21 protein-coding genes and 2 pseudogenes are annotated in these 22,548 nt (G+C 63.4%); 7 read left to right on the top strand and 16 right to left on the bottom strand.

What is annotated here, in order from left to right:
- Positions 1 to 4 precede the first annotated feature (4 nt).
- From flgH to motA, 14 genes are all read right to left on the bottom strand, one after another.
- Positions 5 to 700, bottom strand: coding sequence for a flagellar basal body L-ring protein FlgH (gene flgH / locus ACQ86E_RS08075; RefSeq protein ID WP_431204957.1), 696 nt, complete (start codon positions 698 to 700; stop codon positions 5 to 7).
- On the bottom strand, positions 701 to 1,477 hold the full coding sequence (locus ACQ86E_RS08080; protein ID WP_431204958.1) for a MotE family protein: 777 nt from the start codon (positions 1,475 to 1,477) through the stop codon (positions 701 to 703). It lies immediately after the preceding gene.
- A gap of 67 nt (positions 1,478 to 1,544) precedes the next feature.
- The gene (gene flgI / locus ACQ86E_RS08085; RefSeq protein ID WP_375312951.1) at positions 1,545 to 2,675 is read right to left on the bottom strand and encodes a flagellar basal body P-ring protein FlgI; all 1,131 of its coding nucleotides are present in this window, start codon (positions 2,673 to 2,675) and stop codon (positions 1,545 to 1,547) included.
- Entirely contained in the window at positions 2,672 to 3,148 is a 477-nt protein-coding gene (gene flgA, locus ACQ86E_RS08090; RefSeq protein WP_083850016.1) for a flagellar basal body P-ring formation chaperone FlgA, read from the bottom strand. Before flgA ends, flgI begins: the two co-directional genes overlap by 4 nt.
- 13 nt (positions 3,149 to 3,161) lie before the next feature.
- On the bottom strand, positions 3,162 to 3,950 hold the full coding sequence (gene flgG, locus ACQ86E_RS08095; protein WP_014440015.1) for a flagellar basal-body rod protein FlgG: 789 nt from the start codon (positions 3,948 to 3,950) through the stop codon (positions 3,162 to 3,164).
- A 17-nt stretch (positions 3,951 to 3,967) separates the two neighbouring features.
- Positions 3,968 to 4,297 (bottom strand): flagellar hook-basal body complex protein FliE, encoded by a 330-nt coding sequence (locus ACQ86E_RS08100; protein WP_375312949.1) that lies wholly within the window; start codon positions 4,295 to 4,297, stop codon positions 3,968 to 3,970.
- 2 nt (positions 4,298 to 4,299) lie between these two features.
- Complete coding sequence (flgC, locus tag ACQ86E_RS08105) at positions 4,300 to 4,716, bottom strand: flagellar basal body rod protein FlgC (RefSeq protein WP_143841560.1); 417 nt, start codon at positions 4,714 to 4,716, stop codon at positions 4,300 to 4,302.
- Between the two features lie 11 nt (positions 4,717 to 4,727).
- On the bottom strand, positions 4,728 to 5,129 hold the full coding sequence (gene flgB / locus ACQ86E_RS08110) for a flagellar basal body rod protein FlgB (protein ID WP_431204959.1): 402 nt from the start codon (positions 5,127 to 5,129) through the stop codon (positions 4,728 to 4,730).
- 65 nt (positions 5,130 to 5,194) lie between these two features.
- A complete protein-coding gene (flhB, locus tag ACQ86E_RS08115) occupies positions 5,195 to 6,277 on the bottom strand; it encodes a flagellar biosynthesis protein FlhB (protein ID WP_431204960.1) in 1,083 nt (360 codons plus the stop codon).
- Between the two features lie 13 nt (positions 6,278 to 6,290).
- Positions 6,291 to 7,331: a flagellar motor switch protein FliG gene (locus ACQ86E_RS08120; RefSeq protein ID WP_014440010.1), complete on the bottom strand. Its 1,041-nt coding sequence runs from the start codon at positions 7,329 to 7,331 to the stop codon at positions 6,291 to 6,293.
- Between the two features lie 2 nt (positions 7,332 to 7,333).
- Positions 7,334 to 7,708 (bottom strand): flagellar motor switch protein FliN, encoded by a 375-nt coding sequence (gene fliN / locus ACQ86E_RS08125; RefSeq protein WP_431204961.1) that lies wholly within the window; start codon positions 7,706 to 7,708, stop codon positions 7,334 to 7,336.
- Positions 7,709 to 7,784: 76 nt separating this feature from the next.
- Positions 7,785 to 8,099 (bottom strand): hypothetical protein, encoded by a 315-nt coding sequence (locus ACQ86E_RS08130; RefSeq protein WP_431204962.1) that lies wholly within the window; start codon positions 8,097 to 8,099, stop codon positions 7,785 to 7,787.
- On the bottom strand, positions 8,080 to 9,021 hold the full coding sequence (locus tag ACQ86E_RS08135; protein ID WP_431204963.1) for a flagellar motor switch protein FliM: 942 nt from the start codon (positions 9,019 to 9,021) through the stop codon (positions 8,080 to 8,082). The genes ACQ86E_RS08130 and ACQ86E_RS08135 overlap by 20 nt, the downstream gene beginning before the upstream one ends.
- On the bottom strand, positions 9,018 to 9,914 hold the full coding sequence (gene motA / locus ACQ86E_RS08140; protein WP_431204964.1) for a flagellar motor stator protein MotA: 897 nt from the start codon (positions 9,912 to 9,914) through the stop codon (positions 9,018 to 9,020). Before motA ends, ACQ86E_RS08135 begins: the two co-directional genes overlap by 4 nt.
- A gap of 142 nt (positions 9,915 to 10,056) precedes the next feature.
- On the opposite strand from motA, the gene ACQ86E_RS08145 reads away from it, so the two are divergent.
- From ACQ86E_RS08145 to ACQ86E_RS08160, 4 genes and pseudogenes are all read left to right on the top strand, one after another.
- Complete coding sequence (locus ACQ86E_RS08145; protein ID WP_431204965.1) at positions 10,057 to 10,848, top strand: DUF1217 domain-containing protein; 792 nt, start codon at positions 10,057 to 10,059, stop codon at positions 10,846 to 10,848.
- A 3-nt stretch (positions 10,849 to 10,851) separates the two neighbouring features.
- Entirely contained in the window at positions 10,852 to 11,580 is a 729-nt protein-coding gene (flgF, locus tag ACQ86E_RS08150; RefSeq protein ID WP_431204966.1) for a flagellar basal-body rod protein FlgF, read from the top strand.
- Positions 11,581 to 11,628: 48 nt separating this feature from the next.
- Positions 11,629 to 12,965, top strand: a pseudogene (fliI, locus tag ACQ86E_RS08155) (flagellar protein export ATPase FliI).
- Positions 12,966 to 13,743: 778 nt separating this feature from the next.
- Positions 13,744 to 14,378 (top strand): annotated as a pseudogene (locus tag ACQ86E_RS08160) (MarR family winged helix-turn-helix transcriptional regulator).
- Positions 14,379 to 15,619: 1,241 nt separating this feature from the next.
- Here the strand turns inward: ACQ86E_RS08160 and ACQ86E_RS08165 are convergent.
- Positions 15,620 to 17,161, bottom strand: coding sequence for a porin (locus ACQ86E_RS08165; RefSeq protein WP_431204967.1), 1,542 nt, complete (start codon positions 17,159 to 17,161; stop codon positions 15,620 to 15,622).
- Positions 17,162 to 17,599: 438 nt separating this feature from the next.
- Here ACQ86E_RS08165 and ACQ86E_RS08170 point away from each other — a divergent pair, with 438 nt between their 5' ends.
- Entirely contained in the window at positions 17,600 to 18,148 is a 549-nt protein-coding gene (locus ACQ86E_RS08170) for a MarR family winged helix-turn-helix transcriptional regulator (protein WP_431204968.1), read from the top strand.
- Positions 18,149 to 18,225: 77 nt separating this feature from the next.
- Here ACQ86E_RS08170 and ACQ86E_RS08175 read toward each other — a convergent pair whose 3' ends face one another.
- Positions 18,226 to 19,488 carry an alpha/beta hydrolase family protein gene (locus ACQ86E_RS08175; protein ID WP_431204969.1) on the bottom strand — a complete coding sequence of 421 codons (1,263 nt, stop codon included), beginning with the start codon at positions 19,486 to 19,488 and terminating at the stop codon, positions 18,226 to 18,228.
- Positions 19,489 to 20,068: 580 nt separating this feature from the next.
- On the opposite strand from ACQ86E_RS08175, the gene ACQ86E_RS08180 reads away from it, so the two are divergent.
- Complete coding sequence (locus ACQ86E_RS08180; protein WP_431204970.1) at positions 20,069 to 21,133, top strand: ketopantoate reductase family protein; 1,065 nt, start codon at positions 20,069 to 20,071, stop codon at positions 21,131 to 21,133.
- A gap of 551 nt (positions 21,134 to 21,684) precedes the next feature.
- Positions 21,685 to 22,503: a YkgJ family cysteine cluster protein gene (locus ACQ86E_RS08185; RefSeq protein ID WP_431204971.1), complete on the top strand. Its 819-nt coding sequence runs from the start codon at positions 21,685 to 21,687 to the stop codon at positions 22,501 to 22,503.
- Positions 22,504 to 22,548 lie beyond the last annotated feature (45 nt).

The raw sequence follows: 22,548 nt of genomic DNA on the forward strand, positions 1-22,548 counted from the left end.
CATCTCAGAATGGTGCCACGGCGTCATAGATCCGATGTCCCCATCCAGGCTGCTGCACGTCAGACAGATTTCCGCGGCCGCCGTAGGAGACGCGAGCCTCGGCGATCTTCTCGTAGGAGATCGTGTTGGTGCGCGAGATATCGCGCGGACGCACGATGCCGCCGACATTGAGCACGCGCATCTCGGTATTGACCTTGAATTCCTGCGACCCGCTGATCATCATATTGCCGTTCGGCAACACGTCGGTGACGATTGCGGCGATCGACAGCTTGATGTCCTCGGTGCGATCGATCTGGCCGTTGCCCTTGATCTGGGTATTGCTGTTGAGGTTGGCGCTGGTCGAGCCCTTGTCCTGCCATCCCGCCACGTCCATCAGCCAGTCGAGGCCGAACTTGATCTGCGAATCGCGCGAGCGGTCGGTCTTGTTGTCCAGCTTGGCCTTGTCCTGCATCGAGATGATCACCGTCACGACGTCGCCGGTGCGACGGGCGCGAGGATCGCGATAGAGGTCGGTGCCGTCGTCCCAGGTGGAACGGTAGCTGACGGGCGAGCGCAGCCGCGGCGTCACCGGGATCGGATCGGCCTGCGTCCTCAGGCCGGTGCCCACGGGTGACAGGCGCGGACCAGTCAGGACATCCGCGGGATCGCCGACGCATCCGGCAAGCATCAGGAGCGACAGGATGAGGATTAGATGTTTCATCTACTTGGTCTTTCCGTCATCCACACGACGCATTCCGCCGAGCAGATCGGCAAGGTGCGCCGCGCGCGCCGTCTCCATCTCGTTGAAGATCGCGCTCGAGCTCCTCGGGCTGAGCTTGGCGAGCACGGCCGCAGCGGTCTCGTCCGCCATGCCGGCGATCTGGGTCGCCGCGGCGTCCGGCTTCATGCGCGAATAGATCTCGACGACCTGCGCCTCGGCCTTTTTCAGGAAATCGTCGCGCAGCGCCATCCACTTCTCGTATTCGGCGCGTTTGGCCTCGACCTCGGCGATCCGTTCGCGAAGCAGGGTCTCGGCCTTCTCCAGTTCCTTGAGCTGCCAGGCCAGTCTCGCGTCGACGGCTGGGTCGGCGACGTTGCTGCAGAACAGGGCAACGTCGCTGTCCGCAGGCGCAGCCGCCTGCGCCGGTGCGGGCTTCGGCGGGACCGTGACGCTGCCGGGCTTGGCCGTGCGCACAGGCACGGCTGCGGGCGCTGGGGCCTGTGCACGCGTTTCGGACGCCGGCACCGCGCCGGTGATCGCAGGTCCGGAGTCTTCAGCCGCCCACGCCGTCGCCCGGATCGACGCGTTGTCACCTGGTACCGGCGTGACCGGCGAGGACGGCTTTTGCGGTCCGGCCGCGCGGGCACGCGCGAAGGACAGCAGGTTGAGCGGCCTGGTCGGCCTGGCCTCGTCCAGCGCGAGCACGGGCGAAGCGCTCGCGAGCGCGGACACCGCGATCAGGAGGAGGAGTTTGGCTTTATGATCCAGCTTCAGCATCGGGCCGCGTGCGATTCTCGGTCGAGACCAGAGCATTGAGCGACCAAGCTTGCTCGACGCTTGCGCATCATTGCACGATGACGTCGGCCTGGAGCGCGCCGGCCGTCTTGATCGCCTGGAGGATTGCGATGATGCCGGATGGTTTCAGGCCGATCTGGTTCAGTCCACGCACCAGGCGCTGAAGATCGACGCCGCTCAGAATCGCCACCTGCGATCCGGCCTCGTTTGCCTCCACGACGGTCTGTGGAACGACCACGGTCTGCCCCTGCGAGAACGGCGCCGGCTGCGACACAACGGGAAGCTCGGTGACACGCACCGTCAGATTGCCGTGCGTCACGGCGACGGTCGATATGCGCACGTCACGCCCGATCACCACCGTGCCGGTGCGCTCGTTGATCACCACCCGCGCCGGCGTGTCCGGCTCGACCGTCAGCTCGCCGATTTCGGCCAGGAAACGGACTGGGCCGATATGGCGCGGCTTCGACAGCACGATGGTGCGGAAATCGCGTTCGAACGCGATCTGGGCGCGATAGCGGCCGCCGGCGAAGCGATTGATGGCATCGAGGATGCGCGTCGCGGTGACGAAATCGGGGTTCTTGAGCTCCAGCACCAGGAACTCCATCTCGTGGAGGCTTCCCTGCACCTCGCGCTCGACCAGCGCACCGTTCGGGATGCGCCCCGCGGTCGGCGTGCCCTGGCTGACGTTCTGGGCCTGGCCGCCGACGCTGTATCCGGCGACCGTGACCGCTCCCTGCGCCACCGCGTAGACCGCGCCGTCTGCCGCGCGCAGCGAGGTCATCACCAGCGTGCCGCCGAGCAGCGAGGTCGCATCACCAAGGGACGACACGGTCACGTCCATGCGCTCACCCGCCCCGATCGAGGGCTGCAGATCCGCGGTCACCATCACGGCCGCGACGTTGCGCGTGCGCAGCGTGGTCGGACGCGGGGGATTGTTGGTGCTCGTGGTCTCGTTCCTGACGTTGATGCCCATGTTCTCGAGCATCGACTGCAGGGACTGCTCCGTGAACGGGGCGTTGCGGAGCGTGTCGCCGGTGCCGTTCAGGCCGATGACGAGGCCGTAGCCCACGATCTGGTTCTCACGCAGTCCCTTGATGTCAGCGATGTCCTTGATACGGACTGCGGCCTGGGCGCTGGCGGCGAAGACGAGGAGGACGAGCGCAAGCAAGACTCTGGTCATGATCCGTCCACGACCTTGACGGTGCCGTCCGGTTGGACGACGCCCCTGATGATCACGCCGGTGTCCGTGTTTCGGATCGGGATGAGCGCGCCGGGCGCGCCCGACTGCATGGCCGAGCCGTAGGTCACGATAGACAGGCCGCTATCCTCGACCACAACCTTGACCATGGCACCGCGCGCAACAGTCCAGGGGTCCTCCACCGAATTGCTCGGGATCGGCTGACCCGGCAACAGCGTGCGCCGCGCCATGCGTCCGACCAAGACCTGGCGTCCTTCGATGAACATGGCAACGCCAAGCACGTTCGGTGCGAAGGCGCGTTCCGTGATCATGTCGTCCCGGATCAGCTCGCCGGCGCGGATCGACACGGCCGGCACGGGAAGCCGCTTCTCCTCGGCCGCAGCGAGGCGCGCCGAGACCAGAACCAGCAGCACGGCGGCCAACCCGCGCACCATCAAGCCCACCCTGTTCAACATCGAGACACCGGAACTAGCGCATGCCCTTCGAGACCGTCTGGGCCATTTCATCCGAGGCCTGGATGACCTTGGCGTTCATTTCATAGGCGCGCTGCGCCGAGATCAACTCGGTGATTTCCTTGACCGGATCGACGTTCGATGCTTCGAGATATTTCTGGTTGATCTTGCCGTAACCGGAATCGCCCGGGAGTCCGACGACTGGCGTGCCGGACGCCGTGGTCTCGCGATAGAGATTGCTGCCGAGCGGCTCGAGGCCCGCCTCGTTGGCGAAATTGGCAAGGTTGAGTTGGCCGATCTGTCGCGCGTTGATTTCGGTGTCCAGCTTGGCGAACACCTGTCCGGTCTGGTTGACCGTGACCTCGACGGTTCCCTGCGGCACCGTGATGGCGGGATCCAGCAGATAGCCGTCGATCGTGACGAGTTGGCCGTTCGCGTTGGTGTTGAACGATCCTGCGCGGGTGTATTGCACTTCGTTGTTCGGACCGAGCACCTGAAACCAGCCCCGGCCGTTGATGGCCATGTCGTAAGGGTTGCCGGTCTGCGTCAGCGCGCCCTGGATGTGAAGCTTTCGGATGGCCGCCGACTTGACGCCAAGTCCGAGATTGGCGCCTTCCGGAATCGGCGACGAGCCGTTGACGTTCGTGACGCCCTGCATGCGATCCATCTGGTAGAACAGATCGGTGAACTCCGCGCGAGCCCGCTTGTACGACGTCGAGTTGATGTTCGCGATGTTGTTCGCGATGACTTCGATGTTGGTCTGCTGGGCATTCATGCCCGTGGCCGCAATGGCGAGCGATTTCACAGTGTCATTCCTTCAGGTCAAATCGACATACGAACGACTTCTTGGTAGGCCTGCACGACCTTGTCGCGAACCGCGACCGCCGTCTGCAAGGCCTGCTCGGCCGACATCAGCGCCTCCACGACGCGACGCGTCGATTCCTTGCCCTGCATCGCCGAGATCGACGCTGCTTCGCCCGCCTTCAGCGTTCCGATCGCGTCCGTCGTCACCTGCTTCATCACCGATTCGAATCCGACGTCGTCGGTGGACTGGATCGCGGTTGGCGCCGCAGGCGCGATGGCCTGCGCTTCGGTTGCGCGGGACGCCGCATGGCCTGCGGAAATCGCCGTGGATGAAATTGCCTCAAGCATTGTCAGCTCCTCAGCAGGTCGATGGTCATGCCCAGCATCGACCTCACCTGTTTCACGACCTGTAGATTGGCTTCATAGGACCGGTTGACTTCCCGCATGTCGGCCATCTCGATCATCATATTGACGTTCGGCAGCTTGACGTAGCCGGCCTTGTCGGCGGCGGGATGCCCCGGATCGTACTCGACGCGGTACGGCGTGGTATCGACGCCGATCTCCTTGACCTTCGCGAGCTGCGCGCCCGAGGCGCGATCCAGCGCGGCGTCGAACGTGATGGTCTTGCGTTGATAGGGGTCGGCGCCAGCAGTGCGCCCCGTCGACGTCGCGTTGGCGAGGTTTTCCGAGACGATACGCATGCGCGTCGACTGCGATTCGAGCCCGGAGCTCGCGACCGTCAATGACGCCTGCAGAGAGTCCAGCATTTCAATTCCCCTCAGCTCTTCGCGCTCGACAGCAGCATGCGGTGGAACGACCGCACGACCGCCGCGTTCATCGAGTAGTCACGACTGACGTCGCTACCCTTGATCATCTCCTGCTCGAGACTGACCGAGTTGCCGGAGTGAACCACTTCCCAGCTATCCTTCTTCGCGGTCTTCCGCGTGTCGGTCTCGGCCGCAGCCAGCTGCATGTGCGAGGGAGACGTCGTCGCAAGCCTGACCGGCGTGTTGTCGAGTACCTTGTTGAAGGGCTCGACGTCGCGCGCCTTGAAGCCCGGCGTATTGGCGTTGGCAACGTTGGTGGCGATGGTCGACTGGCGCAGCTCGAGATACCGCGCCTGCGACGATGCGAGTTCGAAGAGATATAGCGGTCCCACGACAGCCCCATTCTGGTCCATTGGTAGAGAAGCTTAGGGGCGCAAGCTTTCGTCAGGCTGATGGAGCGGACGCAGTCTTCGGAAATCTACTGAACGTTCTCGGGCCGCGGCGCCTGCTTGGACTGAAGGAAATAGATGAGCTCGGCGACGGGCCGGAAGAATTCCGCGGGAATCACCTGGTCGACCTGCACCGCTTCATAGAGCGCGCGCGCGAGCGCCTTGTTCTCGATCACCGGGATCCGGTTTTTCTCGGCGACCTCGCGAATCTTCAGCGCGATCACGTCCATGCCCTTGGCGACGACAACCGGCGCCGCGTTTTCCTCGCGCTTGTAACGCAGCGCGATCGCAAAGTGCGTCGGGTTCGCGATCACCAGCGTCGCCCGCGAGGCGGAGGCGATCATCCGCTGGCGCGAACGATCGCGCGCCAGCGAGCGCAGGCGCGCCTTGATCAGCGGATCTCCTTCCGCCTGCTTGTGCTCGTCCTTGATCTCCTGCTTGGTCATGCGCAACTCGCGCCGCCAGTGGAAGCGCGCCCAGGCGAGATCGAGCGCGACCAGGACGATCGTGGCGATGCAGATCGCCGAGACGATCCGCATCGCGATGTTGAGAATCATTTCAGGAAGCGCGACCGGGTCGGTATACATCGCCTCGAACGCCCTTGCTTCGGACGAGCGGAGCACGAACGCGACGACGATGGTCACCGAGGCCAGCTTGAACAGCGACTTTGCGAACTCGACGAGACCCTGCGTTCCGAACAGCCGACTCCAACCGCTGGCAGGAGATATGCGCGAAAGATCCGGCATGATGCGCTGGAGCACCAGAGTGGGCGCATTCTGCAGCAGCGACGCCGCCAGCCCGAACGAGACCAGGACGACGACCAGGGGAACCAGAAATCGAAACGCCTCGAGTCCCACCACGGTGAGGAGATTCAGCGCGTCCGCCCCGTTGCTGAGGGGAAAGCCGTCGGGATCGTCGATGAGGTTCTTCAGCGTCGGCGTCAATTGCTGGACGCCCTGGCTGATCAGGAACATCTGAATCACCATCAGCGCCGCCATCGACGCGAAGATGGACGCCTCCCGAGAGACCGGAATTTTGCCCTCGTCGAGCGCATCGCGGACTTTCTTCTCGGTCGGCTCTTCTGTTTTGCTCTCCTGGTCGGATTCTGCCATGCCGGTTCAGCGGTCAGCGGAAGACCAGCTCATCCTCCTGCTCGGGGTTGAGCTCGATTTCGCCCTTTTCCGCCAGGTCGAGCGCGAGGTCGGTGATGACACGCCGCGCCTCCAGCACGTCGCGCTGGTTCGACGGCTCGCCGATAGCGAGTTCGTGCTCCACGACGCGACGGACGCGCGAGGCGACCGACGACAGGATCAGTTCGCGGAAGTGCTTGTCGGTCCCCTTCAGCGCGACGACGATGCGATCGGTCGGCACCTGGTCGAAGATCATGGTGCGCGCCTTCGGCGTCAGGTGGATCACGTCGTCGAACGTGAACAGCAGTTCCTTGAGAACTTCGGCCGATTTCGGCCGCTTCTCCGAGAGGCTCTTCAGCATGTCCTCGATGTGGCCGCGCTCCATCTTGTTGATGATGTCGGCGACGCGGGCATAGGTATCCGCGCCGAGGTTGCGGGCGAAATTCAGCGTCAGGTCTTCGTGCAGTGTCTTCTCGAGCACCTTCATCGCATCGTCGACGATCGGCTTGAGGCTGAGCACCCGCCGCATCAGCTCGTTGCGCAGGCTCGACGGCAGCTGGCTCATCACCTTGGCCGCGCAGGCCGGCTTGACCTTGGACAGGATGAGCGCTGCGGTCTGCGGATGCTCCTTGGAGAGGTAGGTCGCGAGCGAGTTTTCCGACACCGACGAGACGCGATCCCACACCGACCGGCTCGAATTGCCGAGCAGGTCCGACATGATCGCCGAGACCTGGTCGGCCGGAAGCACGTCGCCGAGCACGGCCTCGAGCCCGCCGATCGTACCGAGGATGTTGGCGCCCATCGAGAACTGCTGGGCGAACTCCTCGACGATCCCCTCCAGCTCCTGTGCCGTGATCGGCCGCAACTCGGCTGCGGCCTTGGTGACGATGCGGATATCCTGCGGCTCGAACTGTTGAAGCACGCTCGCGGCCGCCTGACGGCCCATGGCCAGCAGAAGCGCCGCGACTTTGTCCGTTCCGCGCAACGTGGCAACGCCTCGCTGCTTGATGGGAGCGATACCGACCTGTGCCGCCATGGTCAGGTATCACCCTGCCCCAGCGGCCCGACGATCTCGGTGAGGGAAACGCCGAAGCGGGAATTGTCCTCTTCGACCACGACCACCTCGCCGCGGGCAACCACGCGGCCGTTGACCACGACGTCGACGGGCTCTCCGACCCGGTGATCCAGCGGCACCACGGCGCCGCGGCCCAGCTTCATCAGGTTCGCCACCGGGATGGTGGCCGAACCGAGCACCACCTGCATGGTGACGGGAATGCGCAGGATCGCATCGACATTGGCGAACTTGCCGGTCTCCTCCGCGGTGCGCGCGGCAATTTCCGCCAACCGCTCCAGCGGAGACGTTTCGGCATCTCCCGTTTCAGATGCAGCTTCATAGTCGAAGGATTGCGCCATTTGGTCTCGCCTCTTGGTATTTCCGGTCCCGGTGCGTCTCAGCGCCCCGGTCGTGCGTGTTCGATCCGTCTCGGTTTCAATGCTTGTTCGCTTCAGGACCGCTCACGGTCTCGCCGGATTGGAGCCCGCTCCGCGCATCGAGCGCGGCGATCACCTCGTGGGCCTGATCGATCTTCGTGCTCAGCACATTGGCGAGCCGGCCGAGATTTGCAGTCGAATCGTGGGCCGCGGTGATGACCGTATCGAAGGCGCCCGCCGTCTCGTGGACGATGGTCGAGAATTCGCCCTGGTAACTGCGCAGCCGTGCCAATTCGCGGTGCATCTTCGTCACTCTCATGCTGGTGAAGGCCAGCGCAATCAACAGCACGGCATCAACGAGATAGGATATCATCGACGAACTCCCGCTTCTGGTCGACGGGATCAGCCACCTGCATGGCGTAATAGCCATCAAGCTGGCCGATCTGACACCAGAACAACACCTGGTTGTTGCTCTCGAGCCGCGCCAGCGTGCGCGGCGTGGCTTCGAGCTCGATCACCTGTCCGACATGGAACTTCACGACGTCGTCGAGGGATATCATCTTCTCGTCGAGCACCGCGCTCAGCGTGACCTCGGTCCGGTGAACCTCGCTCTCCATCTGCTCGCGCCAGCGCGGATCGGCCGCACGGCCATCGCTGACGACGACGTGTGCGAGCTTCTGCCTGAGCGGATTGAGCGCGGAGTGCGGGATGATGAGGAACATCTGGCCGCCGCGGTAGAGCGCCTGCAGCATGATGTTGGCGCAGATCGACATGTTGCCGCTGCGGCCGATCGCTAGCGATGCCATGGCGGTCTCGACCCGCTCGACCCGGAAGGTGACGTTGGAGGTGCCGGCGAAGGCGGATTGCAGCGCCTTGGCGAACCGTTCGAACAGCGCCTGGACCAGGCGGATCTCGATGTTCGAGAACGTGCGCTCGACATCGAGCGGCGGCTCGGCGCCGTCGGATCCGAACATCGCCTCGACCATCGTGAACACGAAATCGCGGTCGAGCATGATGATGATGCGGGAGTCCCACTGCTCGGCATAGAGCACGGCCGCGACCGCGTTGGCCTCGTAGTCCTTGATGATGTCACCGACGCGATCATTGGTGATGCCGTTGACGGAGAAATAGCAGGGCGTTCCGGCGATCGGTTGAAGACTGTCGGTACAGGATGCCGCCATGCGATCGAAGATCACATTGAGCATCGGCATGCGTTCGATCGAGATGCCTGCCGCATCCAGCAAATAGTTCGGCAGCTGTTTGCGCTGGTCGATGTCGACGTTTTCCGTCATCATGCGCGGGCCGCCTTCGGTTCAGCTTCGGTCACGACGGCCTTGGGGCCCGCGATCGTCTCGTTCTCGACGACGTCGATCGAGGGACGCTCGCTGCTCGAGATCATCTTGCGGCCGTGCTCGACCGCGATCTGCGGCATGGCGCCGTTCATGAAGGCCAGCAGCGTCTGCTTGACGATGATGTAGGGCCGGCAACGCTTCTCGCGCGTCATCTTGATCTTGATCGCGAAGGGCGAAATGAGTCCGTAGGACAGAAAGATGCCGGCGAATGTGCCGACCAGCGCCGCACCGATGAAGCCGCCGAGCAACTTCGGCGACTGGTCGAGCGCGCCCATCGCCTTGATGACGCCGAGCACCGCGGCGACGATGCCGAGCGCCGGCAGCGCCTCGGACACCGTCACCAGCGAATGATAGGGTGCCAGCTTGGTCTTCACGATGGTGTGGATTTCCTCGTCCATCAGCGCTTCGATTTCGTGCGTGCGCGCGTTGCCCATGATGATGAGGCGGACATAGTCGCAGATGAACTGGAGCAGCGAGGGGTCGCCGAGCACACTCGGGAACGCCTTGAAGATCTCGGAGGACGCGGGATCGTCGATATGCGCCTCGACCTCGTTGCGGCCCTTGCCCCGCAGCTCGCGCATCAGGGCGTGGAGCGCTCCCAGCAGGTCAAGATAATAGCGCTCGCCCGGCACGGCACCGGTGACGGCCTGGACGCAGGCAAGCCCGGTATCAACGACCGTCTTCCATGGATTGGCCATGATGAAGGTTCCGGCCGCGGTCCCCATGATGATCACGAATTCCCACGGCTGCATCAGCACGCCGAGATGCCCGCCCATGGCGGCAAATCCGCCAAGCAGCGCCGCTACCGTGATGACAACCCCCACGAAACTGCCCAACGCGCCGCTCCATCGCCGATCCCATCGGGAATACCTATTCGGCGACGCTTGCGCGAGGCTGGTTTGCCGTTCGTCAGCTTCGCGCAAGCAATTCACGGCAGCTTGGGATGGTGTCGCACGTGCGGCCAGAGAGGCGCGGGTCATGCTATCCACCATCGCGGACTACACCAGATTGACCAAGGACATGGGCAAGTCGCTGACGCAGGTCGCGACGCAGCCGGATGTCAGCCGCGAAACGGATTATTTCCTGAGCCATATCGGCAACGTGAAGACCGTCGACGATTTCCTGAAGGACTATCGTCTCTATTCCTATGCGATGAAGGCTTATGGCCTCAGCGACATGACCTATGCCAAGGCGTTCATGCGCAAGGTTCTGACCGAGGGCGTCTCGGACAAGGATGCCTTCGCCAACAAGCTGTCCGACACCCGCTACCGGCAATTCGCCGCCGCCTTCAATTTCGCCGCTCTCGGCGACCAGGCGACCCAGGCGACCGCAGCGACGACCGGCACGGCGACCCAATACGTCACGCAGACGATGGAGGAGAAGGCCGGCGACCAGAACGAGGGTCTGCGGCTTGCGCTCTATTTCACCCGCAAGGCCTCCACCATCACCACCGCCTATCAGATCCTCGCCGACAAGGCGCTGACGCAGGTGGTCCAGACCGCAATGGGCTGGCCGTCGACGATCAGCTCGTCCGACATCGATGCCCAGGCCAAGATGATCACGAACAAGATCGATCTCACCGATTTCCAGGACCCGGCCAAGGTCGACAAGTTCGTGCAGCGCTTTGCGGCGATGTGGGACGCGACCCAGGCCCAGAGCGACACCTCGACCAACCCCGCGCTGGTCCTGATTGCCGGCGCGTCGTCGACGTCGGCCGGCCTGGACACCGACATGCTCACGAAACTTCAATCCATCCGGCTCGGAAAGTAACTCATGCAATCGGCTCTCTATGTGGGATTGTCGGCGCAGGTCGCCCTCGAAAAGCGCCTCCAGACGATCGCCAACAACGTCGCCAACGTCAACACGGCGGCGTTCCGCACCGACGTGGTGAAGTTCGAGACCATTCTGTCCAAGGCGGGCGCGAACCCGGTCGCCTTCTCCTCGCCCGGCGACAACATCATTTCGCGCGAAGTCGGCAGCATTACCGAGAGCGGCAACCCGCTCGACGTCGCCGTGGTCGGACAGGGCTGGATCGCCTTCGCCGGCCCGAACGGCACCGTCTATACGCGCGACGGCCGCCTCCAGATCGCCGCCAACGGCGATCTTCAGACGGTGTCCGGCTTCCCCGTCATCGATGCCGGGGGCGCGCAGATCACGCTCGACCCGAACGGCGGACCGGTCGCGATCGCGCGCAGCGGTGCGATCACCCAGGACAACAACGAGATCGGCTCCATCGGGCTGTTCAACATTCCTGTCGACGCCAATCTCGAGCGTTACGGCAATTCCGGCGTCACGCCGGACCGGCCCGCGACCGCCATCGCCGACTTCTCCCGCGACGGCTTCAAGCAGGGCTATGTCGAGGGCTCCGGCGCCAATCCGATGATGGAATTGACGAAGCTGATCGCAGCCTCGCGCGCCTTCGACGGCACCAATTCGATGATCGAGGGCACCGAGAGCTCGCTCCAGAATGCAATCCGGACGCTGGGCGAGCCGGGCAAATAGACTTGAAAGTAAAGTGCGCCTCGCGCGCAATGAGGGTGGACGATTTCCTTGAACGCTCTTCGGCAACTGGAGTGGGCGCTGCTGGAGCTTCAGCAGAGCACTCCCCTGGCAAGCGTCAGCGGCGCGATCTCCGAGATCGCGCCGACGCATTTCCGCGTTTCCGGCCTGTCGCGCTTCGTCAGGCTTGGTGAACTGATCGGCGTTAACTCCGGCGGCACCTTCGGGGCAAGCCCCAGATCGGCGAAGTGATCAGGATCGACAGCGAGGGCATCGTCGCCAAGCCGTTCGACCGGCAATTCGCCGGCGGCCTCGGTTCGGTCGCCTACCGGATGCCGCCGCTGTCCTTCGCTCCCGATCCGAGCTGGAAGGGCCGCGTCATCAACGCACTCGGGGCGCCGCTGGACGGACAGGGTCCCCTCACGCCCGGATCCCGGCCGGTGTCGGCAGAGGCCGAGGCGCCGTCGGCGATGAAGCGCGCACGCGTCCACAAGCCGCTGCGGACCGGCGTACGCGTCATCGACCTGTTTGCCCCGATCTGCGCCGGCCAACGCGTCGGCATCTTTGCCGGCTCCGGGGTCGGCAAATCGACGCTGCTGGCGATGCTGGCGCGCAGCCAAGGCTTCGACACCGTCGTGCTGGCGCTCGTCGGCGAGCGCGGCCGCGAGGTGCGCGAATTCATCGAGGACGTGCTCGGGGCCAACCGCAGCCGCGCCATCACCATCGTATCGACGGGAGACGAGAGCCCGATGATGCGGCGGCTGGCGCCGAAGACCGCCATGGCGGTCGCCGAATATTTCCGCGACCGGGGCGAATCGGTCCTGCTCGTGGTCGATTCAATCACCCGCTTCGCCCACGCCGCCCGCGAGGTTGCGCTCGCCGCCGGCGAGCCTGCGGTCGCGCGCGGCTATGCGCCGACGGTCTTCACCGACCTGCCGCGCCTTCTGGAGCGCGCCGGCCCCGGCGAAGAGGGGTCCGGGACGATCACCGGCATCTTCTCCGTGCTGGTCGACGGCGACGACCACAACGAGCCGATTGCGGACACCATCCGCAGCACCCTGGATGGCCACATCGTGCTCTCCCGGCACATCGCCGACCAGGCGCGCTATCCGGCCGTGGATGTCCTGGCCTCGGTTTCCCGCCTCGCCCACAACGTCTGGGACCCCGAGGAGCGCGAATTGGTGAGCAAGCTGCGCACCATGATGTCCAAATACGAGGACACGCGCGACCTTCGGCTGATGGGCGGATATCAGGCGGGGCGTGATTCGGGGCTCGACCAGGCCGTCGATCTGGTCCCGCGAATCTACAGCGCGATGCGGCAGGACGCCTCTGCGCCGCCCAGCGCCGATCCATTCCGCGAGCTCCGGGACATGCTCAAGGGCGACTAGCGGGACGGGGCGGCCGCGCGCCCATCGCCGCCCGCCGCTTCCCGCCGCCGGCGCATCAACCGTTCGGTGGAGTATTGCGCGGCCAGGTCGCATGCGGTCGAACCGACCCATCCTGCCGTGGCGGCGACGACAACCGTGACGTGCAATCCTAACGAGTTCCCCTGGCGATTCCCTGAAGTGTCGCGGAAGTTGTGGATGACGCACCTATCTGCGCCATCATCATGCACAAGCTTCCATCAGTTTGCATCAACGTCGGACAGCAACGTGCTGTGCAATCAGAGCGTCGCGCAATTGCGTGCAAATGGCTTGTTGCGCTGCATATTGCGATCACCATCATGTGTCCAGAAGAGCGCGATTGTCTTGAACGTTACACACGTCTGCAACGACATCCAGTCTCGGAGAGCGTCTCTACTTGATTTTGTTGAGAAGCTCATTCATCGTTTCAACGGTAGATAAGAAACGTCTGCGTGTGACTTGAACTCAGGGGCTTCGGGTGAACAACTCCGATCCATCGTCCGATCGTGACGGCAACTCGGGCCTTCGTTCGACGACGCATCGATTGGCATGCCAATGGCAGCATCGCTTTTCGCCCCGCACCTTGCAGTTCCCATCGGTCCATGTCGAATGCCGAGCAGTCCGTGCTTTCTCGCGAGAATCGGGGATGGCGGATGCGTCGGGCATCGCGGGTAACAGGGCTTCTCGCGAAAGATTCGCGCACAACGGCGGAAGACGACTTCGGGGCGCCGCAGACGTGATTCCCGGGGCGAGGTAGGAATTCATGCCGTTGGCACGTGAAGCTGTCGAGCTGCTGGTCCAGGCGGCGAGAGCTTGGTATTTCGAAGGCAACCAGCAGGGACTGCGCGACCGGGAATGGATGGCGTTGCGTTTTCTCTGCCGCGCCAACAGATTCTCGCGCACCCCTCGGCACTCGCCGGCTTCATCGGCGCGACCAGGGCGACGGCATCGCAGATCGTGAAGACGCTGGAGAGCAAGTCCTTCCTGGTGCGAAAGCCATCGCACGAGGACAAGCGCTCCGTGGTGCTCCACGTCACCGCGCAGGGCGAAAAATGCCTGAGCCAGCACGACCCGATCAACCACGTGGTGAACGCAGTCACTGCGCTCGGAACCGACGAGTGCATCAGGCTTCGCGACTCGCTCCGCGAGATCCTCAACCACCTCGACACAGCGCACCAGCGAGTCGATGCCAGCATCTGCCGCGATTGCATGTTTCTCGCCGAACGCAGTCCAGCTACTGGCAAGGGCCGCTCCACCGCGGAATTCATGTGCCGGCTGTATCGCGCGCCGGTCTCGCTCGAGGAGACCGAACTGCTTTGCACGAGCTTCGAGCGCACCCGCGACCGCCCGAAGATCGAGGGGCATCTCGACCGCGCGCGTGTGGCGGGCCAGGGCTAGAGCGAAGATCCGCTAGAGCGAAGATCCGCGCCGTGGCGGAACGCGCAACCTCCGCGCGGATGGCGGCGCCAGAGCTTGCGCAAAATTTCACGACGACACCGTTCCTTGAAACGCACGTGAGCGTCCGCGTCCTCATCGTCGTTGACGTGCAAGTTGCGGGCACGATGACGGAGCAAGGTGCACCTCGCCGCTCATGCTCGCGTCCCGGACAAGCTGAAACGCGCATGGCGCGTTGAAGACGCGCGTGAACGCTCTTGGGGCGTCGCGGCGCTGCGTCCGGGGCATGAAAGCGAGTGAAGCGCGCGCTCTCTCAACATCGGCAATGACCGAGCTTGATGCCCACGGCTGCGTCTCCAAATGCCATTGTCATTCCCGTCACTGAGTCTCCGCCTTCGGCGAGCCCGATGACAGGCCGGCGGGAAATCCAGTACGCCGCAGCCGCTCGGTTGAACCACAACTGTCTCGGAAGACTGGATCGTTCGGTCCTGGTGCGCAATTGCGCACTGGCCGGACGATGACAGCGAGTGTGTGGTTGCAGACACGCCTCGGCATTCTCGCGGCGCATTTCGCCCGAGCTTTGCCTGGTCACTCCACCCCTCAAATCCAAGAGGGCGCAGGGAAGACCGGGTGCCGACTGGCACCCGCGGTCCGCTGCGCGAAGATGTAGCGCAAGAGAACCGCACAGCAGCATACAGGTGTCGCCGATCACTCGGCCTTCCCTGCGCGATGGTTGGACGGCTTATGCCGTGATCTCCCGGGAGCCGAACTTTCCTTCTGGCCTCCCTCGCTCTCGCGAATTGACGGTGCTGTCCGCCCGGTTGGGCTCGCACACACCTCCGCGACAGCTTGACCGTAGCAACGACGGCCAGGACCACACGGTTTTGCCGTACGCATCAGCGCCGCTCGTCCGCACGTGGCCTCGGGCTCACAGGGACTACCCGCCCTGCCCGCACCTTTCGCGCACGACGCTGCCGCGTCCACCGCAGGCCCGGCTCGCATATCGTGACGACGTACGATCGCCCCTCAAGGATGAGCCGGGATGCGCAACACATACGCCGTTTCCGAAATTCGGTAAAGTGGAATATTTTCGCGCGAATGGATTGACCGAGAGTTTGGGTGTTTTGCCCGTCGGGCAGCGCAAGGCCTTGTAGCGCTCCATCCGGTCTGCGAATCCTCAACCAACACAAAAAAACACCCGGCGGTTTCCCGCCGGGTGTTCGATTCCAGTCTTGCGACGGGAGTTACCAGTTGCGCTGAGCGCGGAGCAGCAGGGTGATGCTGTCCTGATCCTTCAGCTCGTACACAGCGGTCGGCTTTGCCGTGTTGGCAGCCGGGCTGAGGACGGCAGTACCGGCGTACTTCTGGTCCAGATGGGTCCAGTTGAGGTCAGCCGAGAACGTCAGGTTCTTGACCGGAGTCCAGCGGGTGATCAAACCGATCTGGCCGATGGCGAAGTCCGGGTTGCAGCCCGTAACACCGGCCAGACCGCCGAACACGCCACCCGCACCACCAGCGCCGCAGAGCGTGGTCTTGGCGAGCGAACCGAACTGCGCCTGAGCGTAGGCACCGTACAGCGCGGTGTTCCAGTAGGGATCCCAGTTGTGGGTGTAAGCACCGCGGAAGCCCCAGGTCTTGACGGTCTCCTGCGAGCCGCCCGTGATGTACACGGTGTCAGGAGCGTTGGCGAAGCCGACGCTCTGGTAGGCGACGCCCGAACTTCCGTACATCTGGTAGGAGCTGCCTGCCAGGTTCTGGAAGTTGTAACGGGTCGCACCGTCGGTGTAGACGCCCGAAATGTTGATCACGTCACCCGCACCGGTCGGGATGTTCTTGATCGACAGAGCGAGCTGAACCGCCCAACCCCACTTGTCGTCGGGGTGGCCGGTCGTCTCGGTCGCACCGTAGTAGGCAACGTGGTTGTCATGCGCGGCAACCGACGCCTGGAAGAGACCCCAAGCCTGGTCGACGCGGACCATGCCGACGAGGTTCGGCGAACGCGAGCCACCGATCGAGTTGGTGCCGTAAGCGCCGCCAACCATGCCCGCCGCGGTCGCGCCGGTCAGATTCTGGTTACCAGCCTGATAGTAGGCCGTTGCATCTTCCGCCGAGAACGAAGCCGTAATGCCCTGACCGAAGTCAGCGGTGTAGGTGAACTGGTTGACGCCAGTGACCGTGCCGCTGCCGCCGACGAGACCGTCGAAGTTGTTGCCGGGATAGTTGGTCCAGGGCGCGTCGAACTGCGACACGGCCTTACCCATGGTGAAGCCGGCGAACTGGATGAAGGCGTAGTACACGCCGAGCGAACCGCCCGAGGTGCCGCCGTCAGTCGAGTTGATGGTCGTCGTGCCGGCCGTGGTAGCGGTGTAACCCGTCCCGCCCGTCGCGGAGCCCTGACCGGTGTAGCCGCCGGTGGTCCAGGAGAACGTCGCATCGAAGAAGGTGCGGACGACGCCGTACTCGGTCGCGGTGCGCGTGTCGATGTTGAGATCTTCACGAGCGCGCATGTTGTAGTAGTTGCTCAGACGGTTGTGCGCACCGGCGGGGGCGCCATTGGCCGCGCCGTAGTTGCTGTTGGTGCCCAGCGCCACTTCAGCGCGGAGGTAGCCGCCCAGCTTGATGCAGGTGTCGGTGCCCGGGATGTAGTAGAAGCCGGCGCCGTACAGCGAGCAGATCTTCACGTATTCGACCGCTTTGGCCTTCACGGGAAGATCGGCTGCGAACGCGCCGGAGGCGGCCATCAGGCCGGCTGCCGAGCCGAGAAGAAGCGTCTTCGTAAACTTCATTAGTTAAACCTCCAGGTCGGTTCAGGGGGCTCGGCTCCTCGTCGGAGGCCGCTTTACCCACTTCAATTTCCGTTCAATTCAGGCCCGCACTGAAAGTCCGGACTGAAACGACAGTGAGGTGCCCCCCTCCGTCGTGGCTTCACGTATAGTTTATAAAAACAATGGCCTCAATTCATTGATTTAATGAAGCGTAACTTCCGGGAGAGATGTTGCTTGAGGGCAACAGGGGCCCGCGACGCCAGGTAAATCTCCGGCTTAAAGTAAAAAGCCCTCAGGGGGCATCCCGAGGGCTTTCTTGGAGGTCTCACATTACTGGCTCATTGATACGGTCAAGAGCAGCAAAGATTGAGTGGAGGGAGACATAATTCAGTTAATTGATTTTTGCAAGTACTAAACAGTCGAACCGTTTCCGCCGCGCGGTATCCGCTACTAACGTCGATGCGCGAGATCCGAGACGCCCCCCAAATATCCCACTACAAGAATGATCCAAGGGAAACGGGGAGGCCACATGATCGAGAAAAACTCGACAGGGCGATTACGGACTTCATCTGGAATGTCGTCGAGATTCATTCTCAGCTCGAGGACATCCACAGCAGCTGGGCCGGATTGCTGGGCATTACCGAGCCGCAGTGGTTGATCCTGATGGCCATCACCGAGCTGGACCAGGGCGGAGGCGTCGCCGGAATCGACGTCGCAAACAAGCTCCGGGTCCACCCGGCTTTCGTGACCAACCAGACCAAGGCCCTCGAGAAAGCCGGCTTCCTGTCGCGGCGGCCGGGCGCAGACGATGCACGCTTCGTGCTGATGTCGCTGACGGCAAAGGCGAAGACGGAGATCGAAAAACTGTCCAAGCGAAAGCTCGCCTTGAACTCGACCATGTTCAACGAGCTCGACGAGAAGACCCTGGCCGATCTGAACGCTGCGCTCGCAACGATTGCAAAGAATGCCCGCCTGGCCGCTCGTTTGCTGGCGATCGACGTTTCGTGAGCCGCTGATGTCTCAACGGATGGGCCACGGGCGAACCCGCGGCCGCATGTCCTCCGAATATGCGCTAACCCCGCCGGTTAGAGGTAAGTCACGGGATCAAGCTGGCGATCAGCTCCAAGCTTGCCGGCGAGCCATTCGAAAATGAAATCGTCCACGGCGATGAAGTTTTCGACCTCGCCCAGCGGGTGCAGGATGCAGTTCGGAACGACGGTCGAGCAATCGGCTTCGGCCTGCCGATAGAAGGCTTGCAGCTCGAGAGCATCCTCCTCCGAGACCATCGAGCGACTGCCGGCGACCACCAGCAGCGGGCATGCGATTCGACGCGACGGCAGCAAGGACCCCGCCGGGGTCGCGTCGCGAACGGCCGGCTCGGCACCGACCATCCAGCGCAGCGATGCGCGACGCATGATGGGCGCCGCAATGCCGCCGTCGCAAACGGCGGCAGCCATCCTGCGATCCAGCAGGGCAAGGCCGGACGCATGACTGGCGCCCGCCCCCTCGCCGTAAATTGCGATGCGCTGCGGATCGACGTCCGGGCGGGCCTCCAGATAGTCCAGCCAGCATTGGAGAACATGCTCCGGCCTGGCGGGGCGACGAACGGACGAATGGCCGGCATCGACGAGCAGGAGCGACATGTTCCGGCGGCATGCGACCGGCAACAGCCTGTTCATCATCGAGCCGAGGGTAGTGGGCTCGTCACTGACGCATATCACCGCGGGTGCGGAACGCCCGTCACGAAACGCCGGCATAAAGTAGCCGGCAAGCGAGCCTTGGTCGAACCCGTCGATCTGCACGCGCTCGATCGCAGAACCGGCATCCTCCTCGAGGCCTCTCAGGTTGATTCCGACCTTGTCTGCGAGATCGGTACTCGCGGGGTCTCCGGGACAGGACACATTTCTCGCAACTTCAAGAGCCGTCAGCGAGCACAGCCACGCTTCCCGCGCTACCTGCAGGGATCCGTCTCCGCGCGCGGACTCGGCGAACGCCCGGTATTCGTCCGCGATCCGAGACCAGTCCGAGACCCACAGATTCCTGTGCGTCTCGCGCACAAGTTCTCCGACGGACAGGCTTTCGAAAAACTCGGACCCGCGTTTCCGCAAATCTGAAAGGCTGCGGCCGGCGCCGTCGCAGGAGCCGTGAGGCCAATGATCACCTTCCATGTCAGTCCCCGAACGGCGGGCTCGCAGACCCAGCGTCCGATCCCCCTTTGCAACGACGGGATCAGGCCCGATGACCGCTCCATCTTCGCTTTGCCCGGCGAAGGCCTTGCATGAAACGGTCTGTCCTCCGAACCAGCCGGCTTCGACAGAAGCTCCAGGCCGGCTCACTTCAATCGCCACGTCCCAGCTCCGTTGCTGATCCACAGTCATTCATTCGACCACTCTGCCACTTTTGCGCCGCCGGTTTCGAAGTTTCTTGTTGCGATAGACGACTAAAGAATGCTGCCGATGACAGAGGCATCACTTCGTAAGCCGTCACTGTGAATGCAAGATGCAAGGAATGTGGCGGACGCCGCTTTATCGATAGAGAATGACGACGTCCCGGAAAAGCGGCATGCGCATCCTCGCGCAGCCCTTCTGCACACGAAAACGTGACGCCATACGATGGCACCTCCCGCGCGCCTTTAAATGCGATAAAACCGAATTTCGGTGAAGTGGAAACGCTTGGACACACGGATCGAGCGGCACGGGCCGAACCGCCAGTGTGTGCCAGATGGCGGCGCCACGCCCGAAGCCGCGAGCCCGCCCTCCCCGGATGACCCCTCGCGGAAATGTTGCGCTTCAGAGACGCCGGAAGCCCCCTCCCTTGTATGCATTATCCCAGTTGCCATCCCAAGGCGCTTCGCTTTAGATGCCGGTAATTCGCCCCTGGACGACGGCCGGGGCCCAAAAATCAGCAGACTTCTCAAAGGGACGAAACATGGCGCGCAACATCCTGATTCTCGGGGCTTCCTACGGCTCGCTGCTGGGCACGAAGCTCCTGATGGCCGGGCACAATGTGACCCTGGTCTGCCGAGCCAAGACCGCGGAGCTGATCAACCGCGATGGTACCGAGGTACGTATCAAGTTGCGCGACGAAGCCGTGCACCGTGCCATCTTCTCGCGCAACCTGCCCGGCAAGCTCGACGCCGTAACGCCGGCCGATGTCGATCTGTCCCGTTACGACATGGTCGGCCTTGCGATGCAGGAGCCGCAATACACTAACCACACGGTCCGCGTTCTCATGGTCAGGATCGCAGCGGCGAAGCTGCCGTGCCTGTCGATCATGAACATGCCGCCGCTGCCTTATCTCAAGCGAATTCCGTCGCTCGCAGGCATGGACCTCGAGGAGGCCTACACCAATGCACAGGTGTGGGAGCGATTCGAGCCGGGGCTGGTGACGCTGTGCTCGCCAGATCCGCAGGCCTTCCGTCCGCCGGAGGAAGCCGCGAACGTGCTCCATGTCGGCCTGCCAACCAACTTCAAGGCGTCGGCGTTCGCCGACGAGAAACACAACAAGGTGCTGCGCGAACTCGAAGCCGACATCGACGCGGTGACGCTCGACGGCCACGACGTGCCGGTGAAGCTGAAAGTCTTCGACTCTCTGTTCGTACCGCTGGCGAAATGGTCGATGCTCCTCACCGGCAACTACCGCTGTATCACGCCGCACGAGCCGCAATCGATCCGCGACGCCGTGCATGGCGATCTCAAGCGCTCGCAGACGATCTACGAGCATGTCGACGCGATCGCCCGGCGGCTTGGCGCGGATCCGCAGGACCAGGTGCCGTTCGCCAAATACGCCAAGGCCGCCGAAAGCCTGCTCAAGCCGTCATCGGCCGCGCGCGCGGTCGCGAGCGGTGCGCCCTTCATTGAGCGCGTCGACCTGCTGGTGAAGCTGATCTCGCATCAGCTCGGCGTCCCCAACGCCGAGATCGACCGCACGGTCGAGACCGTGGACCTGAAGCTGAACGAGAAGATCGTGCAGGGCGGATCAGGCGCGCCATAGCGCGCGCTGGTTCGCGGACGCATCTTCGACTTTGGTCGCGCGACGGGGACGCGTGTCGCGCGCGGCTCGCAATCGCTGTTTCATGCTTGCGTACATTGGCACGAGTTCCCGGTGTGGCGCGAAACCAACGCGCGCTCACCTCTTGCCGATTTCGATCGTGCCTGCCCTCAACGACGGGTAGAGCGCTGCAGACGAAACCCTGCGTCCCGTCAATCACGCGAACGTGTCACTTGCGCGTCTCGCTCCCATGCGGGCGAAGGGATCACGACTGCGTGACGTCAATTCATACTGGACGTCATATCTCGCCGCGCAATTGCGCGAAAACCAGCCTTTTACGCGCGAATTGAACCCAAGCGCGTGCGCCCCCCGCGCTCTCGCACATGTACACAAGCCGTTCCGCGTCCTGCTGATCCTCCATTTGTGCAAGCGCCGCATGCGCGCATGTCAGCCCCCACTCGTTGTCTCGCAAAAGGGAGAAAGATAGCTTTCCGAATAAGCCATCATGCAGGTTCCGAGTCAGGAGCGGACCCAACAAACAAGAACAACAAAAAATGGATCAGGCGATGCTGAGCGTCGTCCGCGCGGTCGAGGCAGGCGCGACGACGATGAAGGGCGTGATCGACGCCACCGGGCTGTCCCGTCTCAAGATCGAACGTGCGCTGAACGGGTTGGAGAAGCAGAAGCTGCTGGTCCGCGACGGCCAGGGTTTTCGCGCGACCGGCCTGCCGAAGACCGCGCCCAATACGAGGCAATGCGGATCGTGCAACGCCTGCTGCGATATTCTGGAAGTGGCCGCCGTCGACAAGCCGGTGAACCAGCTCTGCCGGCATTGGCAGACGGGCACCGGATGCACCATCTACGACCGACGTCCGCAGATGTGCCGGTCGTTCGTCTGTGCCTGGCTGCAAGGCCATCTCGACGACGAATGGTTTCCGGCCAAGTCGGGCATCATCGTGCATTTCAGCCAGGACGCGGTCAACGTCACCGTTGACGATCACTGCCCCGATCGCTGGCGCGAGGAGCCTTATTTCAGCAAGCTCGCCGAATGGTCGCTGAACGGCATCAGGCGAATCGGCAACCGCGGTTACGCGACCCTCATCGTGTCCGGTGACAACAGGTTCCTGCTGCTCGGACGCACCGTCGTTCCCGAGCCGACGCTGTTCGGCACGGCGTTCCTGCCGCTCTCGGCCGACACGTTCCGGTTCTGGAAGGCGACGTCGCAAGAACATTTGCAGCGGCTGCACGAGCGCATCGCCGAAATCGAGCGGATCAGGCAGGAATTCGGCTCCTGCGTCTTCCCCGGGGACGAAGACGACGATCCGCAAGCGCCCTACCGGCCTGCACTTCTACGGTTGTCGGGTCACGCCTGAACGCCACCGTGGGCAACACGTCCTGATTTGCGCTGTTGTGCTCGA

This window comes from Bradyrhizobium betae, assembly GCF_050632175.1.
Classification (GTDB): Bacteria; Pseudomonadota; Alphaproteobacteria; order Rhizobiales; family Xanthobacteraceae; genus Bradyrhizobium; species Bradyrhizobium betae_B.

Coding starts and splice junctions, on each gene's coding strand:
- flgF (WP_431204966.1), top strand. CDS start 10,852: ATGCAATCGGCTCTCTATGTGGGATTGTCGGCGCAGGTCGCCCTCGAA.
- ACQ86E_RS08185 (WP_431204971.1), top strand. CDS start 21,685: ATGGATCAGGCGATGCTGAGCGTCGTCCGCGCGGTCGAGGCAGGCGCG.
- flhB (WP_431204960.1), bottom strand. CDS start 6,277: ATGGCAGAATCCGACCAGGAGAGCAAAACAGAAGAGCCGACCGAGAAG.
- ACQ86E_RS08080 (WP_431204958.1), bottom strand. CDS start 1,477: ATGCTGAAGCTGGATCATAAAGCCAAACTCCTCCTCCTGATCGCGGTG.
- ACQ86E_RS08135 (WP_431204963.1), bottom strand. CDS start 9,021: ATGATGACGGAAAACGTCGACATCGACCAGCGCAAACAGCTGCCGAAC.
- flgI (WP_375312951.1), bottom strand. CDS start 2,675: ATGACCAGAGTCTTGCTTGCGCTCGTCCTCCTCGTCTTCGCCGCCAGC.
- ACQ86E_RS08100 (WP_375312949.1), bottom strand. CDS start 4,297: ATGCTTGAGGCAATTTCATCCACGGCGATTTCCGCAGGCCATGCGGCG.
- ACQ86E_RS08120 (WP_014440010.1), bottom strand. CDS start 7,331: ATGGCGGCACAGGTCGGTATCGCTCCCATCAAGCAGCGAGGCGTTGCC.
- ACQ86E_RS08145 (WP_431204965.1), top strand. CDS start 10,057: ATGCTATCCACCATCGCGGACTACACCAGATTGACCAAGGACATGGGC.
- flgB (WP_431204959.1), bottom strand. CDS start 5,129: ATGGACCAGAATGGGGCTGTCGTGGGACCGCTATATCTCTTCGAACTC.
- ACQ86E_RS08130 (WP_431204962.1), bottom strand. CDS start 8,099: ATGATATCCTATCTCGTTGATGCCGTGCTGTTGATTGCGCTGGCCTTC.
- flgH (WP_431204957.1), bottom strand. CDS start 700: ATGAAACATCTAATCCTCATCCTGTCGCTCCTGATGCTTGCCGGATGC.
- fliN (WP_431204961.1), bottom strand. CDS start 7,708: ATGGCGCAATCCTTCGACTATGAAGCTGCATCTGAAACGGGAGATGCC.
- flgA (WP_083850016.1), bottom strand. CDS start 3,148: ATGTTGAACAGGGTGGGCTTGATGGTGCGCGGGTTGGCCGCCGTGCTG.
- ACQ86E_RS08170 (WP_431204968.1), top strand. CDS start 17,600: ATGCGCGAGATCCGAGACGCCCCCCAAATATCCCACTACAAGAATGAT.
- flgC (WP_143841560.1), bottom strand. CDS start 4,716: ATGCTGGACTCTCTGCAGGCGTCATTGACGGTCGCGAGCTCCGGGCTC.
- ACQ86E_RS08180 (WP_431204970.1), top strand. CDS start 20,069: ATGGCGCGCAACATCCTGATTCTCGGGGCTTCCTACGGCTCGCTGCTG.
- ACQ86E_RS08165 (WP_431204967.1), bottom strand. CDS start 17,161: ATGAAGTTTACGAAGACGCTTCTTCTCGGCTCGGCAGCCGGCCTGATG.